This is a genomic window from Pseudoxanthomonas sp. LjRoot127, from assembly GCF_964253495.1.
Lineage (GTDB): Bacteria > Pseudomonadota > Gammaproteobacteria > Xanthomonadales > Xanthomonadaceae > Pseudoxanthomonas_A.
Genome location: NZ_CAXUQR020000001.1, coordinates 3,113,588 through 3,128,789, shown reverse-complemented (window position 1 = coordinate 3,128,789; position 15,202 = coordinate 3,113,588). Strand labels below are relative to the sequence as shown.

Genomic DNA, 15,202 nt, shown 5'->3' with positions numbered 1-15,202 from the left:
ATCGCTCAGGACAGACGGATGCCGGCGATCCGCTCGCGCCACTGCCGCGCATTGGCGATGACGCCGTCGATGTCGATATCCACCAGCACGCGCTGCCGCAGCTTCGGCCGGCCCGCGATCCAGACGTCGCTGACCTGCTGCCGTCCGGTCGCATAGATCAGCTGCGACACCACGTGGTGCAGCGGCTGGGTCTCCAGCGCCGACAGGTCGACGCAGACCAGGTCGGCCTGCTTGCCGGGTTCGATCGAGCCGATGCGGTCGTCGAAGCCGATCGCCTTGGCACCGCCCAGCGTGGCCGCGCGCAGCGCGCTGAACGCATCCAGCGCTGCCGCATCCTGGGCCACGGCCTTGGCCAGCAACGCCGCAGTACGGGTTTCGCTGAACATGTCCAGGTCGTTGTTGCTGGCGCAGCCGTCGGTACCGACCGCCAGCGTCACGCCAGCGCGCTCCAGCGCGCAGGCGGGGCAGAAGCCCGAGGCGAGCTTGAGGTTGGATTCGGGGCAATGCACCACGCTGACGCCGCGTTCGGCGCAGAGATGGATCTCGGCCTGGGTCAGCTGGGTCATGTGGATGGCGATCAGCCGGTCGTTGACCAGGCCCAGCCGGTCCAGGCGCGCGATCGGGCGCTGGCCGTGCTTCTCGATCGACTGCTCCACTTCCTGGGCGGTCTCGTGCAGGTGCAGGTGAACCGGCACGTCGAGCTGGTCGGACAGCATCCGCACGCGTTCGAAATTGGCGTCGTTGACCGTGTATGGGGCATGCGGGGCGAACGCCGTCGCGATCAGCGCATCGTCGCGCCACTGGTCGTGCACTTCGCCGGCCTTCTCGAAGTACTCATCGTCCGACGCGGCCCAGGCAGTCGGGAAATCGATGACCGGCAGGCCGACGCGCGCACGGAAGCCGTAACGCTTGTAGGTCGCCGCCTGTACGTCGGGGAAGAAGTAGTTCTCGTTGACGCAGGTGGTGCCGCCGCGAAGCATTTCGGCGATGGCCAGGGTGATGCCGTCGGCCACGAAGTCCGGGCCGATCACCGCCCCCTCGATGGGCCAGATGTGCTGCTGCAGCCAGACCTTCAACGGCAGGTCGTCGGCCACGCCGCGCAGCAGCGTCATCGGGTTGTGGGTGTGCGCGTTGACCATGCCGGGGATCAGCACCGCGTCCGGACGCGATACCGTCTCGCGCGGCGCGAAGCGCGCGCGCGCGTCGGCCACCGGCAGCACGGCGACGATGCGGCCATCGCTCACGGCGACCGCATGGTCTTCCAGCACCGCGCCGTGCGGAACGACCGGCACCACGAAGCCGGCTTCGATCAACAGGTCACAGGCAACGGGCGTACGGTCGTTCATGGCGCCTCGGCTCAGAATCCCAGCGTATAGGTCAGGCCGATGGCGCCGGCCCCGAACAGCAGCCAGCACAGCAACATCAGCGCCAGCGCGCGGCCGTAGCCCAGCCGCGGCACGGCGGGAAACAGGTACGCCAGGCTGGCGTTCCAGCACAGCATCACTCCCAGGCCGGCGAGCAGTACGCCGACGGCCCAGACGCCGAGGTACAGCGCGAGCTGTCCCATCACTTGACGCGGCTGACGTATTCGCCGGTACGGGTGTCGACCTTGATCACTTCTTCCTGGCCGACGAACAGCGGGACGCGCACGACGGCGCCGGTTTCCAGCGTGGCCGGCTTGCCGCCGGTGCCCGCGGTGTCGCCCTTCACGCCCGGGTCGGTCTCGGTGATCTGCAGCTCGACGAAGTTCGGCGGGGTCACCTGGATCGGGTTGCCGTTCCACAGGGTGACCACGCAGTCTTCCTCGCCCTTCAGCCACTTCTCTGCGCCGCCCATGCCGGCCTTGTCGGCCTGCACCTGCTCGAAGGTCTCCTGCTGCATGAAGTGCCAGTACTCGCCATCGGTGTACAGGTACTGCATGTCGGTATCCACCACGTCCGCCGCTTCGACCGAGTCGGTGCTCTTCATGGTGATTTCCTGCACGCGGCCGCTCTTGATCAGGCGGTACTTCACGCGGGTGAAGGCCTGGCCCTTGCCCGGCTTGACGTACTCGGTATCGGTGATGATCGCCGGGTCGTTGTTGATCAGGATCTTCATCCCGTTCTTGACGTCGTTCATGCCGTAACTGGCCATGCTGCTGCTCCTGGAGGTAAGGCGTACCCGCCGCGCGAGGCGGCCGGCCGGATAGAATGCGGGGACCCGCCGGACCCGGCGGGTGCTTGTTTTCAGACCCGACATGATAACCGCAGCCCCCGACCCCCGACAGCCCGCTGCCCGGCCGGCCCTCCGCTGGCAACAGGCCTGGCGCGATGCCGTGCGCGATCCCCGTGAACTGCTGGCATTGCTGGGGCTGGAGTCGCTGGCGGATCGCGTGTCCGACCAGGCCGCATCGCAGTTCGCCCTGCGCGTGCCACGCGGCTTCGTGGCTCGCATGCGCGCTGGCGATCCGCACGATCCGCTGCTTCGCCAGGTGCTGCCCCTGGACGACGAGATGCGCCCCGCATCCGGCTACGGGCTGGATGCCGTCGGCGACGGCGCCGCACGCACCGGGAACGGCGTGATCCAGAAATATCGCGGCCGCGCCCTGCTGGTGGCGACCGGCAGTTGCGCCATCAACTGCCGCTACTGTTTCCGCCGCCACTTCCCTTACGCCGAGGAAACCGCCGCACGCGACGGCTGGCGCGAAGCCGTGGACGTGATCCGCCGCGACGACAGCATCGAGGAAGTGCTGCTGTCGGGTGGCGACCCGCTGTCCCTGTCGGACGCGAAGCTCGCCGAGCTGACGGACGCCCTGGCCGGCATTCCGCACCTGCGCCGGCTGCGCCTGCACAGCCGCCTGCCGGTCGTGCTGCCCGAGCGCATCGACGAGGGCCTGCTGGCCTGGCTGGGCCGCCTGCCCTGGCCGGTGACGCTGGTGATCCATGCCAACCACGCCAACGAGTTCGACGGTGCGGTTGACGCCGCGCTGCGCCGCCTGCGCGATGCCGGCGTTCACCTGCTCAACCAGGCGGTGCTGCTGCGGGGGGTGAACGACGACGTCGACGCGCTGGCCGCCCTGAGCGAACGCGGCTTCGCCGCGGGGGTGCTGCCGTATTACCTGCACCAGTTGGACCGGGTGGCCGGCGCCGCCCACTTCGAAGTCGACGACGTGCGCGCGAAGGCGCTGCATGCGGACCTGGCCGCCCGCCTGTCCGGCTACCTGGTGCCGAGGCTGGTGCGGGAAATTGCCGGGGACACGGGCAAGCGACCGCTGTGAGGCGCCCTCGCCGGGCCGTGTTCGCATCTGCGACGGCTGCATTGGACTCACCTGCCGCGTTCAGGTATTAAACGCGCACCCCTCGCGGACACGCTGCATGCAGATCGGCAAAGACACCACGCTACGACTGACCCTGGTGGACGACAGCGCGGAGGACGCGGAAGCCATCGTCTCCACGCTGCGCAACGGCGGTATCGCCGTGCGCCCGCTGCGACCGCTGGACGCCGGCGAACTGGGGCAGATGGTGGCCGGCCAGCCGATGGACCTGCTGTTGGCGTCCCGCAGTGCCAAGGGCATTCCCCTGGCGACCGTGCTGGCCCAGGTCGACGCCAGCGGCAAGGACATCCCCGTGATCGTGCTGGCCGATGCGATCAGCGAAGCCGACCTGCTCGCCGACCAGGCGGCCGGCGCACGCGCCATCGCCTTGCGGGGGCGTGCGGAGCATGTGCTGACGGTACTGCGCCGCGAGTGGGCCGACCTGGATGCGCGGCGCTCGCAGCGCCGGCTGGAAAGCCAGATGCGCGAAACCGAGCGCCGGTGCGATGCACTGATCTCGTCCTCGCGCGACCCCATCGCCTATATCCACGAGGGCATGCACATTCGTGCCAACGACGCCTACCTGGAGATGTTCGGCTTCGAATCGTTCGAGGATGTGGAAGGCCTGTCGCTGCTTGATCTGGTCGGTCCGCAGTACGTCAACGATTTCAAGGCGCTGCTGAAGAAGCTCAGCAAGGGCGAACCGCCTCCGCCGCGCTTCGAACTGGAAGCCCGCAGCATCGACGGCGACAGCTTTCCCGCCACGCTGGAGTTCGCCACCGCGACCTACGAGGGCGAGGCCTGCGTGCAGGTGATCTTCCGCCGCCGCGAGGAGTTCGACCCCGAGCTGGCGCGCGAAGTCGAAGACCTGCGGCAGCGCGACATGGTCACCGGCCTGCTCAACCGCCCCACTTTCCTGCGCGAGCTGGAGAACGCCGTGGCTCAGGTGGCGCGCGGCGAAGACCAGTACGCCCTGCTGCTGCTCGAGCCCGACCACTACCAGCGACTGCTGTCCGAGATCGGCATCGACTCGGCCGATGCCCTGGCCGCCGCGCTGGCGGCGCGCCTGTCCGAGAAACTCGACGAGGGTACCCTCGCCGCCCGCTTCGGCGAGCGCACGTTCGCAGTCCTGCTGCGCGGCAACCATGCGCAGACCGCGGCGCTGGCGGAAAGACTGCGGGCGTCCTATGCCTCGCACGTCTTCAACGTGGGCGAACGCTCGGCGTCGGTGACGGCCAGCATCGGCGGCGTGCAGATCGGCGAGAAGATCGCCAGCGTCGGTCCGGTGCTGACCCGCGCCACGGATTGCCTGCAGACCGCCACCAACCTGGGCGGCAACCGCATCGAGATCTTCGACCCCGGCGCCGTCGACCGGGCCGAGGAAGAGCGTGTCCAGAACTGGATCCAGCGCCTGCGCGAAGCCCTGCAGGACGGCAGTTTCCGCCTGCACTACCAGCCGGTGGTCAGCCTGCAGGGCGAACCCGGCGAGGTATACGAGGCATTGCTGCGGCTGGAATCCAACGGCGAGGTCGTGCTGCCGCAGTCCTTCATCGGCATCGCCGAAGAAAACGGCCTGCTCGATGCGATCGACCGCTGGGTGGTCAACCGCGCCATCGAAGTCCTGGCCGAACGCAAGCGCGCCGGCCATGACACGCGCCTGGTGGTGAAGGTCAGCCCGGCCTCGTTCGCCGACAACCGCCTGCTCGACCTGATCGCCAGGCAACTCGCCGCGCACGATGTACCCGGCGACCGCCTGTGGCTGCAGACCCCGGAGGCCAAGGTGTTCACGCACCTGCGCCAGGCCCAGGCCTTCCAGTCCGCGGCGGCCAAGCTGGGCTGCCAGGTCGGCCTGGAACATTTCGGTGCGGGCCTGGATTCGTTCCAGTTGCTGTCGCACTTCCAGCCGACCTTCCTCAAGATCGACCGCGTCTTCAGCGAAGACTTGGGCAAGAACACCGAGCACCAGCAGAAGATCCGCGAGATCGCTGAACGCGCGCAGGCGCTGGGGATACTGACGGTAGCCGAGCATGTGCAGGACGCAGCGACCATGGCGTTCCTGTTCACCGCCAGCCTGGACTACGTGGAAGGCAACTTCCTGGCGGCGCCCGGTCCGGCAATGAATTATGACTTCAGCTGATCGGTCGGCTACCCGTGCACCGCAATCGAAAAACCCGCCTTCCGGCGGGTTTTTCTTTACGTGCGGGCCGGCCGGTATCAGGCCACGGTCGCCTGTTGCGCGCGCAGCGCGGCGATGCGGTCTTCCAGCGGCGGGTGGCTGAGGAACAGCTTCTTCATGCCCTGGCCGATGCCGCCGGCAATGCCGAAGGCCTCCACCTGCGCGGGCAGCGTACTCGGGCGCTGCTGCTGCGACAGGCGTTCCAGTGCGGCGATCATCTTCTGGCGGCCTGCCAGCGTCGCACCGCCATGGTCGGCGCGGAATTCTCGGCGACGCGAGAACCACATGGCGATCATCGTGGCGAACAGGCCGAACACGACTTCCAGCGCCATCACGATGATGTAGTAGCCGAATCCGCGGCCGCCACCCTCGCGATTGCCGGAGAGGAAGCTGTCGACGATGCCGCCCACCACGCGCGCCAGCACGATGACGAACGTGTTCAGAACGCCCTGCAGCAGCGCCATGGTCACCATGTCGCCGTTGGCGACGTGGGCGACTTCATGGCCCAGCACCGCTTCCGCCTCGTCCTGGTTCATCTGTCGCAGCAGGCCCGTGGACACGGCTACCAGCGCATTGTTTCGGTTGGCGCCGGTAGCGAACGCATTGATCTCGGGGGCGTCGTAGACCGCGACCTCGGGCATGCCGATGCCGGCCGCCTGGGCCTGGCGCTGCACCGTGGCCACCAGCCAGCGCTCGGTATCGTTGCGAGGCTGTTCGATCACCTGCGCACCGGTGGCGCGCTTGGCCATCCATTTCGAGGTCAGCAGGGAAATCAGCGAACCGCCGAAACCGAACACGGCGGCGAACACCAGCAGGCCGCCCATCTGGTTCGGGTTCACGCCGAAGAGGGACATGACGATACCCGCGAGCACCAGGACGGCGAAATTGGTGGCGAGGAACAAGGCAACACGCGTGAACACGGTTCGGATCTCCCAGGGTCGTGCAAAAGTGAACGCGGACGCCGCAGAATTGCGGCTGCGGCGTCATGAATTCAAGCGACTTCCTGACTGCCGGTTCAGCTTGCCCTTGCTTCCGACGAATGACCGAGAACGATCCCTCCCTCCGCTATCGCGGCCGCTTCGCGCCATCGCCCACCGGCCGCCTGCATTTCGGCTCGCTGGTCGCGGCCCTGGGCAGTTGGCTCATCGCCCGGCATCACGACGGCGAGTGGCTGGTGCGCGTGGAGGACCTCGATCCGCCACGCGAAGTCGCCGGCGCCGCGCGGCAGCAACTGGCCACGCTGGCGTCGTTCGGCCTTGTCTCGGACCTGCCGGTCGTCTGGCAGAGCGCGCGTCACGACCTGTATGCCGATGCGCTGTCCCGCCTGCTGCGCGACGGCCACGCATTCCCGTGCCCCTGCAGCCGCAGCGATCTCGTCGCCACGGGCGGCATCCATCGCCACTGCATCGCGCCCGGTCCGGGTCGCAGCGCCGCCGTGAGACTGCGCGTACCCGATGGCGCCCGCGTGGTCTTCGAGGACGCGCTGCAGGGAACGTTCGACCAACGGGTCGACCTAGAGGTAGGCGACGTGGTCCTGCGGCGCGCCGATGGCTTCTGGGCCTACCAGTTGGCGGTGGTGGTCGACGATGCCGACCAGGGCATCACGCACATCGTGCGCGGGTCAGACCTGCTCGATTCCACGCCCCGGCAGATCCTTCTGCAGCGCGCGCTCGGCCTGGCGATGCCGCACTACCTGCACCTGCCCCTGATCCTAGGCGCCGACGGCAACAAACTGTCGAAATCCATGGCGTCGCTCCCCATCGACGACGACGCCCCGCTGCCGGCACTGCGCGCGGCCTGGCAGGCGCTGGGCCAACCGGCGGCCGTGCTCGACGGCCTGTCGAACGTTGCGTCGATACTGCACGCCGCACATCGCGAATTCCGCCCGGATCGTCTTCCAAAAGTGATATCACTGACGTTCGCTGCAGCGCACAACAATCCTGTCGCAGGCGCTGTCTAGAATCGGGTGGCCGTCGGCTTGCGGCGGTCCAAGGAGAGTCCCCACATGACATCGCGCGTCGCCCTGGTCACCGGTGGCACCGGAGGTATCGGTACCGCCATCTGCAAGAAGCTGGCCGACATGGGCCACAAGGTCGCCACCAATTACCGCAACGAAGAAAAGGCGCGCGCGTGGCAGGCGCAGATGAAGGCCGAGGGCTATGACATCGCGCTGGTCAAGGGCGATGTGACCTCGCCGGACGAAGCGCAGGCGATGGTGAAGGAAGTCGAACAGACGCTCGGCCCGGTCGACGTGCTGATCAACAACGCAGGCATCACCCGCGACGGCACCTTCCACAAGATGTCGGCGACCCAGTGGGGCGACGTCATCAACACCAACCTCAATTCGGTGTTCAACGTCACCCGCCCGGTCATCGACGGCATGCGCGAACGCAAGTGGGGCCGCATCATCCAGATCAGCTCGATCAACGGCCTGAAGGGCCAGTACGGGCAGGCCAACTACGCCGCCGCCAAGGCCGGCATGCACGGCTTCACCATTTCACTGGCGCGCGAGAACGCCAAGCTCGGCATCACCGTCAACACGGTGTCGCCCGGGTACGTGGCCACCGACATGGTGATGGCGGTACCGGAGGACGTACGGGCCAAGATCGCCGCGGACATCCCCACCGGCCGCCTCGGCAAGCCCGAGGAAATCGCATATGCGGTGGCGTTCCTGGTGGACGAACAGGCCAGCTGGATCACCGGCTCGAACCTAGACATCAACGGCGGCCACCACATGGGGTGGTAAGGCCCGGCAGGTCCTTGCCCACGCATTCCCCCGACGCCCCGAAAGGGGCGTCGTCCGTTTCCATGCTGCGCAGCAATCCGGCTGGCTGAACAGGGCGGGCCTGCCGTGTGGCCTGTTGCAAGGGCTGTTGCGCTGCGTCATGCTGGCCGCCATACGCGTTTAGAGCGAAGACTCAATGGCTGCGATCCGCATCATCAAGAAGTACCCCAACCGTCGCCTGTACGACACCGAGATCTCCAGCTACATCACCATCGAGGACGTGCGCCAGCTGATCGTCGATGGCGAAGACTTCGAAGTCCGCGACGCCAAGAGCGGCGACGACCTGACCCGGACGGTCCTGCTGCAGATCATCAGCGAACAGGAACAGGACGGCGAACCGATCCTGTCCACCCAGTTGCTCAGCCAGATCATCCGTTTCTACGGCGATTCGCTGCAGGGCTTCATGGGCAATTACCTGGAGCGCAGCATGCAGCTGTTCATGGAGCAGCAGCAGCAGTTCCGCAGCCAGATGGGCAACCTGCTCGGCCAGACGCCGTGGACCATGATGAACCAGCTCACCGAGCGCAACATGGAACTGTGGCAGGAGTTCCAGCGCAACCTGACCGGTGGCATGGGCCGTCCGACCACGGTCAAGCCGAAGGATCCGCCACGCGAGACGCCGAAGCCGCGCTCGCGCTGACGTCCCACGTGGCGAAACCCGGCCCGCGCCCCGTTGCGCGGGCCTTTTTTTGAGTCGCGATAGGAATTCCGCATGACGCAACGCATTGCCGTGGTGACCGGTGGCTTGGGAGGCTGGGGCTGGCGATCTGCCAGGCGCTGGCGCGCGAGGGCCGCAAGGTGATCGCCGCCGACCTGCCCGCATCGCCCGAGCGGCTCGAGCACTTCGGCCGCCATACCGCCGCGCTGGGCATCGAGACCGCCGTCGTCGACGTGGCCGATTTCGATGCCTGCGCCACCTTCGTCCATGACGTGGAAGCCCGCCACGGCACGCTCGACATCCTGGTCAACAATGCCGGCATCACCCGCGACGCGACGCTGCGCAAGATGGACAAGTCGCAGTGGGACGCGGTGATCGGCGTGAACCTGGACAGCGTGTTCAATCTCTGCCGCCACGTGGTGGACGGCATGCAGGCGCGCGGCTTCGGCCGCATCGTCAACATCAGTTCGGTCAGTGGCCAGACCGGCAACTTCGGCCAGGTGAACTACGCCGCGGCCAAGGCCGGCCTGCACGGCTTCTCGATGTCGCTCGCGCGCGAAGTCGCGCGCAAGGGCGTCACCGTCAACAGCGTCTCGCCCGGCTATGTGGAAACGCCGATGACCCGCGCCATGCCCGATGACGTGCGCGAGCGCACCGTCGCCTCGGTGCCGGTCGGCCGCATCGGTCAACCGGACGACATCGCACGCGCGGTGGCCTTCCTCACGGCGGACGATGCCGGCTACATCACCGGCGCCAACCTGCCGGTCAACGGCGGCCTGTTCATGAGCTTCTGACCGGATTGCCGTTCGAACACCGACACCTCCAGGACCCTTTTCGAGAACTTTCCATGAAACTCACTCCTCCCACCTTCGGTGTCTGGCTGATCGCGCTGCTGCTCGGCGGCGGCGGCATCGCGGCCAAGTTCGGCTACGTGCCGGTGCTGGCCCCGCATGCCTTCTGGCTGGTGGTCGCCGGCTTCGGCCTGCTGGTCGCGGCGACGGTCTTCAGCAAGCTCTGACGGCTGGCGTTATGCTCCCGGCAGTCGCCACTGGGAGCGCCGCATGGAAGTGATCGGGTCGTTGCTGATTGCGCTGTGGTCGAAGCCCCGCTTCGCGATTCCCGTGTGGCTCGGCGTCGGCCTCGGAGTTGGGCTGTTCGACCTGACCGGCAGGCAACCCTCCTCCGCCGCGATCGCCGTGGGCTGCGTGGTGCTGGGCCTCGTCGTCGGCTTCGTGCTGGAGTACCTGCGTGACGCGCCGCGCGCCTGACGCCTATTCCATTTCCAGCCGTTCGAACCCGAGCTCCAGAGTCTCGTACAGCGTGTCCGCTACCTGGGCCTGCATCGGCGAGTACTGGTAGGCCACTGGCTTGGCCCGCAGAAAACGCCAGGACAACACCGTCGTGGTGTGCTGCTCATCGAGCAGGTGGCTGCGGACATCGCGCTGGGCCGCGCCTCCGTTGCGCGCCTCGTCCCACCAGCGATACCACGACAGCGAACCGGTTGCCCCGCGGCGGAGTACCAGGTTGCCGTAATGGCTCAGGGTGAGCAGCTTCTCCGCCTCCTTCACGCGGTCATTGCCGGTGCGGTACTCGTTGACCTGCAGGCGGGCGTCGGGAAACACGATCTCGGCCACGCCCGAGTCCGGACCGTCGGTGTTGCCATCGCCGAGATCGACGAGAAAGTTCATGCCGGGATAGGGACGATCGCGCAGGACGGCCATGGGCAGGTTCCATGAGAGGGAGGAAGGCCGGCTGCCACGCGGCGACCGACCTCTTCCCAACGCAAGGCGATCGTGAAGAAGGTCAACGATGCGACACCCGTCTGCGGCTCACCGCCTGCCAGTGAACAACGCAGGCCTTCCGGATGCCATCGATGGCATCCGGAAGGTCGCGCGCGGGGCTCGAAGCACCCCGCGTGGGGCTAGGAAAGCCATCGATGGCGCCCCGAGCACGATCCCATGGCATTCGGAAAGCGATCGATGGCATTTCGTATGAGACGGATGACATTCCGAAACCCAGCGATGGCGTCCGGAAAGCGATCGATGGGTTTCCGTGTGAGACGCACGGAGCCCGGCGCGTGATCGATGGGCTTCCGAGTGCCATGCCCTTGGCTTTCGCAGCCCCATCGTCGACCTTTCACGTGAGACGAGTGGAGCTCACAGGGTCATCGTCGGCATTCCGAGTGCCATCGAAGGTGCGCTGAGGGCCATCTGCCCCGAGGAATGTGAGAGCAGGATCCCGCCTCGACGAGTCCACCGACCTAGCCTGTCGGCGCCTGCCCGATCCAAAGGCGATTGCCATCCGGATCGTCGATCCGGAACTCACGCATGCCATAGAACGTCTCGTCGAGGTCGGGCACCTCCAGGCCGCAGGCGCGCGCCTGCCGGTGGAAGGCATCGACGTCGTCCGGATACAGGTACAGCACCGCACCACGCGGCGCGTCGGGATTCACGTTGATGGACTGGTCCAGCATCACCCGGCAGTCACCCCACCGCAGCTTCGCCCAGCCCCAGTCGTCGCGCCGGTCCTCGACAAGAAAGCCGAGCGCCTCGTAGAAGGCGATCGCCCGCGGCAGGTGGCGGACGGGCTGCATGGGAATGATGTGGGACATGGCGGCTTCCGGTGCGCTGTGCTCGTCCTACTCTGCCGACCACACCACATCGACACCCTCGGACTCGCCCACCGCAGTGCGCAGCAGGGCGACGAACTCCGCGCTGGCCCCCAGGCCTTCCAGCGCATCGATGGCGGTGTGCTCGACGTAGTAATCCTGGTCCCGGGAAGATTCCTCTTCCATGTAGTCCACCAGCATCTGGAAATCCGCGTCCGAGATGCTGCCCAGCGTGCGGCCACTGTCCTTTTCCGACAAACGAATGCTCATGCGGTGGTCCTTTCCTCGAACGTGGGAGTGATGGTCAGCGTGGGGCGCCGTCGGCGCCCTCGCGCAGGAAGGCGGCCAGGCCGCCGAGTTGCAGGCCCTGCACCTTGTCGACGACGGGCGCGAACTTGCCGATGTCGTCCGGCGTGTAACCGCCGGCGCGGTACCACAGGGTGATGCGGGTGCCGCCCTTTTCTTCGACGAAGCGCCATTCCAGTGCGCCATGCAGCCCCATGCCCTGCAGCGGGCCCAGGCCTCCGGTCATGCGCATCAGCTTGCCCGGATCGGTGAACACAACCGTCATGTGCCATGCCTGCTGCGCGCCGTTGAGTTCGCAGAAGCAGCCACCGACCTTGTCGCTGATGGAGAGCTTCGAAGCATCACCCCACCACGTATGGTCGGCCGGCCACCAGCGGCCTACGTCATCGGTCAGCGCTGCGTACGCCACCTGCGGCGACACCGGCACCCATTCCGCGTTCTCGATCGTGAAGCCATCGGGCTGCGCGTCCTTGATCGCTGCCTGCGCCGGCGCGATGGCGGCGAGCAGGACAATGCCCGCCAGCGCCTTCACTGTGCCGCTCCCTGCGGGCAGAACTTCTGGCGGTACTCCTTCGCCTTCGGCATCAACGCGGTGAGGTTCTGGATGCGCGTGCCGGGATTCGGATGCGTGGACGAGAACTCCGGCGGTGCCTGCCCGCCACTGGCTTCGCTCATGCGCTGCCACAGGGGAACGGCTTCCTCCGGATTGAAACAGGCCGCGGCAGCCAGCATCAGGCCCACTTCGTCGGCCTGCGTTTCATGCTCACGCGCGTACGGCAGCAGATAGCCATACCCCATCGCGGCCATCACCATCTGCTGCTGTTGCGGGTCCATGCCGCTCATCGCGCCCGCCATCTGGCCGATCTGCGTGAGCTTCTGCTGCGACATGCGCTGGGCGCCGTGGCGCAGCAGCGCGTGGGCGATCTCGTGACCCATCACCACGGCCACCGCATCGGCGTTCTGCGCGACGGGGATGAGTCCGGTATACACGGCCATCTTGCCGCCGGGCAGGCAGAAGGCATTGGCCTGCTCGGACTGGATGACGTTGACATCCCAGTCGAAGGACTTCCAGTTGCCGCTGGGCTGGGTTCCTTTCTCCGCCGCGATGGCGGCCTCGACCTCGGGCACCTTCGCGATCAACCGCTGGGCGATGGTGCGCACCTGCTGGGCGATCTGCGAGTTGGGATCGACCGGCTGCTCCTGCTGCAGGATTTCCTCGTAGGCCTGCAGGCCGAGCGCCTTCTCCTCCTCCACCCCGATCGAATTGTCGATCAGCACCTTCTCCCCGGTATAAGGATCTACCACGCGATTGTTCAGGTAATAACAGCCGCCATAGATCAGGAAGCCAAGCAGGATCAGCCAGCGCAGGTTGCCCAGTCCGCCGCCGCGACGCCCGCCACCCTGCCCGTACTGCGAGCGCCCGTTAGGATCTTGCCTCATCACCCTCTCCCTGGCGGCTAGATGCCGCGAACGACGCGGAAGCCCACCCGCGCATTAGTCATATCCGAATCCGAGGACGAACGCCACGCGGCACGCGCCTGCGCCGGCGAACTGGCCCAGGAGCCACCGCGCACCACCCGCGACCGGCAGCCGGGATTGAACCACGCCGCGCCGTCGGCCGGCGCACGCCGGTAGCTGGCATGCCAGCAATCGCCCACCCATTCGCTGGTATTGCCGTCCAAGTCCTTCAGGCCGAAGGCATTGGCGCGGAAGCGCCCCACCGGCGCGGGCCCCCAATAACCGTCGCCATAGCCGACGAAGGCGTTGTTCCAGTTGCGTCCGCTGGGCGAGCGGTCGTTGCCCCCGGTGAGGTTGGCGACACCGCGCGGTGGCTGGCCGTTGCCCCACGGATAGCGGCCCTGCTGGCCGGCGCGCAGCGCGTATTCGTACTCGGCTTCGCTGGGCAGGCGATAGCCGTGCCCGGTCTGGCCCGCGAGCCATTCGGCGTAAGCCTCGGCGTCGTACACGCTCACGTGCAGCACCGGCATGTCGTCGCTGGCGGGCTGGCCCGCATAGTCGGACTGCCAGTCGACGCCACTGCGGCGCACGAAGTTGCCGCTGCGCTCGTCGTACACCACCGAGTGTCCGCGGCGGGTCGCGCGCGGGCGGTACTGGGTGGCCTCGACGAACCGGCGGAATTCGCCCACCGTCACCGGGTGCCGCGCCATGGCGAATCCCCGGTCGAATCGCACGTAATGGGCCGGCTTCTCGGCATCGGCCGCGCCGGCCTCGTCTTCGGCCGCGCCCATGCTGAAGCCGCCGTGCGGCACCACCACCATTTCGGGACCACGCCCGCCATGGTGCAGCGCGTCGGTGAAGGCCTGGCCGGGACGGAACAGGCCGTAGTGGGTCGCCAGGTCGATGCGCTGGCGGAAATCCGCAGCCACCCGGTCACCGGGTTCGGCGATGCGCAGCACCTCGGCCAACTTCACGCGCGCGTCCTTCAGCCCCAGCGGCGTCGCCAGATCGCGGATGCCGGCATCCCTCAGCGCGATGATCCGCGCCAGGCGGATGCCCTCCACGCGCAGGCGCGCATCGGCGACCGTCGGGGCGTCGTCGCGGACGGCGGCAGCATGTCCCAACCACATGCGCGCGGAGGCGAAGTCACTGGCCTGTGCCGCCACCTCCGCCCGCCGGATCATCGCGCTTTCCACCGCGGCGATGCCCTGCCGCGCACGCGCCTGGCCCGGCTTCCACTTCAGGACTTCGTGGAAGCCGGCCAGTGCGCCGCCGCCCGCCTCGCCCAGGCTGCCCTCACGCAGCGCACGCTCGCTGGCCATGTTCAGGCGCGTGAGCTGGTCGGCTTCGTCCACCCGCGCCAGATACGCGCCCACCGCCGGATCGGCCGGCGCCACGGTGCGTGCCACGGCCGCGATCTGGCGGGCGCGACGCAGCGACTCGGTCCGGTCCTCGGCATGGCGCACGGCCTGCGCGCCCTGATCCAGCAGGCGATCCAGGCTGCGGTCCAGTCCCGCCTTCGCCCTCGCATCGTTCGCATCGATGTCGCGCAACGCAAGGTAGAGGGGAATGGCGTCATCGGGACCGTCGAACAGGCGCCCCTCGGACAGTGCATCCGCAGCGCGCTTGTGCGCATCGGCGACGTCCTGGGGCGCCAGCGCCACCGGGGGCGGTCGCCAATTGAGTTCCTCGACCCCGCTGTCATCGCCGGTGACCGTGACACTGGGCATGCGCAAGGCATCGCGGGCCGCACCTGCGTCCTGCGCCTGCGGCGCATCGCGCGAGCAGCCCGCCAGCCATGGCAGCGACAGCAACAAGGCGGCGAGGATCGCGCGCAAACACCCTCCGTGATGGGAGCCTGCGCCCCCGTGAGACAATGCGGGCAGACACTACCTGCACAGCCCGGACCTTAGGTTATT

17 protein-coding genes and 1 pseudogene are annotated in these 15,202 nt (G+C 67.5%); 8 read left to right on the top strand and 10 right to left on the bottom strand.

From position 1 onward, the window contains the following. Window positions 1–5: 5 nt before the first annotated feature. From ACSQ19_RS14720 to efp, 3 genes are read right to left on the bottom strand one after another with little or no spacing between them, the layout of a single operon-like run. Window positions 6–1,346, bottom strand: a complete 1,341-nt coding sequence (locus ACSQ19_RS14720; protein WP_435997975.1) for a TRZ/ATZ family hydrolase — start codon at window positions 1,344–1,346, stop codon at window positions 6–8. Window positions 1,347–1,357: 11 nt separating this feature from the next. Further along, entirely contained in the window at window positions 1,358–1,567 is a 210-nt protein-coding gene (locus tag ACSQ19_RS14715; RefSeq protein WP_435997973.1) for a hypothetical protein, read from the bottom strand. Further along, window positions 1,567–2,133, bottom strand: a complete 567-nt coding sequence (gene efp, locus ACSQ19_RS14710) for an elongation factor P (protein WP_162338187.1) — start codon at window positions 2,131–2,133, stop codon at window positions 1,567–1,569. Before efp ends, ACSQ19_RS14715 begins: the two co-directional genes overlap by 1 nt. A 103-nt stretch (window positions 2,134–2,236) precedes the next feature. Here efp and epmB point away from each other — a divergent pair, with 103 nt between their 5' ends. Continuing rightward, window positions 2,237–3,256, top strand: coding sequence for an EF-P beta-lysylation protein EpmB (gene epmB, locus ACSQ19_RS14705; protein ID WP_435997971.1), 1,020 nt, complete (start codon window positions 2,237–2,239; stop codon window positions 3,254–3,256). A 97-nt stretch (window positions 3,257–3,353) separates the two neighbouring features. Next, window positions 3,354–5,429 carry an EAL domain-containing response regulator gene (locus ACSQ19_RS14700; protein ID WP_296280219.1) on the top strand — a complete coding sequence of 692 codons (2,076 nt, stop codon included), beginning with the start codon at window positions 3,354–3,356 and terminating at the stop codon, window positions 5,427–5,429. A gap of 77 nt (window positions 5,430–5,506) precedes the next feature. Here ACSQ19_RS14700 and htpX read toward each other — a convergent pair whose 3' ends face one another. Beyond that, a complete protein-coding gene (htpX, locus tag ACSQ19_RS14695) occupies window positions 5,507–6,388 on the bottom strand; it encodes a protease HtpX (protein ID WP_299342029.1) in 882 nt (293 codons plus the stop codon). A 119-nt stretch (window positions 6,389–6,507) separates the two neighbouring features. Here htpX and gluQRS point away from each other — a divergent pair, with 119 nt between their 5' ends. From gluQRS to ACSQ19_RS14665, 6 genes and pseudogenes are all read left to right on the top strand, one after another. Then, window positions 6,508–7,428 carry a tRNA glutamyl-Q(34) synthetase GluQRS gene (gluQRS, locus tag ACSQ19_RS14690; RefSeq protein WP_435997968.1) on the top strand — a complete coding sequence of 307 codons (921 nt, stop codon included), beginning with the start codon at window positions 6,508–6,510 and terminating at the stop codon, window positions 7,426–7,428. 45 nt (window positions 7,429–7,473) lie between these two features. Next, window positions 7,474–8,214 carry a beta-ketoacyl-ACP reductase gene (locus ACSQ19_RS14685; protein ID WP_296280216.1) on the top strand — a complete coding sequence of 247 codons (741 nt, stop codon included), beginning with the start codon at window positions 7,474–7,476 and terminating at the stop codon, window positions 8,212–8,214. Between the two features lie 175 nt (window positions 8,215–8,389). After that, a complete protein-coding gene (phaR, locus tag ACSQ19_RS14680) occupies window positions 8,390–8,893 on the top strand; it encodes a polyhydroxyalkanoate synthesis repressor PhaR (RefSeq protein WP_296280215.1) in 504 nt (167 codons plus the stop codon). Between the two features lie 72 nt (window positions 8,894–8,965). After that, a pseudogene (gene phbB, locus ACSQ19_RS14675) lies at window positions 8,966–9,705 on the top strand (acetoacetyl-CoA reductase). Between the two features lie 53 nt (window positions 9,706–9,758). Further along, a complete protein-coding gene (locus ACSQ19_RS14670; protein ID WP_155944648.1) occupies window positions 9,759–9,929 on the top strand; it encodes a hypothetical protein in 171 nt (56 codons plus the stop codon). 43 nt (window positions 9,930–9,972) lie between these two features. Further along, window positions 9,973–10,179 (top strand): hypothetical protein, encoded by a 207-nt coding sequence (locus ACSQ19_RS14665; protein WP_435997964.1) that lies wholly within the window; start codon window positions 9,973–9,975, stop codon window positions 10,177–10,179. Window positions 10,180–10,182: 3 nt separating this feature from the next. On the opposite strand, the gene ACSQ19_RS14660 is transcribed toward ACSQ19_RS14665, so the two are convergent. From ACSQ19_RS14660 to ACSQ19_RS14635, 6 genes are all read right to left on the bottom strand, one after another. After that, the gene (locus ACSQ19_RS14660) at window positions 10,183–10,632 is read right to left on the bottom strand and encodes a phage tail protein (protein ID WP_435997962.1); all 450 of its coding nucleotides are present in this window, start codon (window positions 10,630–10,632) and stop codon (window positions 10,183–10,185) included. Between the two features lie 539 nt (window positions 10,633–11,171). Further along, window positions 11,172–11,522: a VOC family protein gene (locus ACSQ19_RS14655; protein ID WP_435997960.1), complete on the bottom strand. Its 351-nt coding sequence runs from the start codon at window positions 11,520–11,522 to the stop codon at window positions 11,172–11,174. Between the two features lie 27 nt (window positions 11,523–11,549). Continuing rightward, window positions 11,550–11,789, bottom strand: coding sequence for a hypothetical protein (locus ACSQ19_RS14650; RefSeq protein WP_296280209.1), 240 nt, complete (start codon window positions 11,787–11,789; stop codon window positions 11,550–11,552). A 34-nt stretch (window positions 11,790–11,823) separates the two neighbouring features. Then, window positions 11,824–12,357 (bottom strand): SRPBCC domain-containing protein, encoded by a 534-nt coding sequence (locus ACSQ19_RS14645; protein WP_435997958.1) that lies wholly within the window; start codon window positions 12,355–12,357, stop codon window positions 11,824–11,826. Beyond that, a complete protein-coding gene (locus tag ACSQ19_RS14640; RefSeq protein WP_435997956.1) occupies window positions 12,354–13,265 on the bottom strand; it encodes a M48 family metallopeptidase in 912 nt (303 codons plus the stop codon). The genes ACSQ19_RS14645 and ACSQ19_RS14640 overlap by 4 nt, the downstream gene beginning before the upstream one ends. A gap of 17 nt (window positions 13,266–13,282) precedes the next feature. Further along, window positions 13,283–15,121 (bottom strand): formylglycine-generating enzyme family protein, encoded by a 1,839-nt coding sequence (locus tag ACSQ19_RS14635; protein WP_435997950.1) that lies wholly within the window; start codon window positions 15,119–15,121, stop codon window positions 13,283–13,285. Window positions 15,122–15,202: the final 81 nt, after the last annotated feature.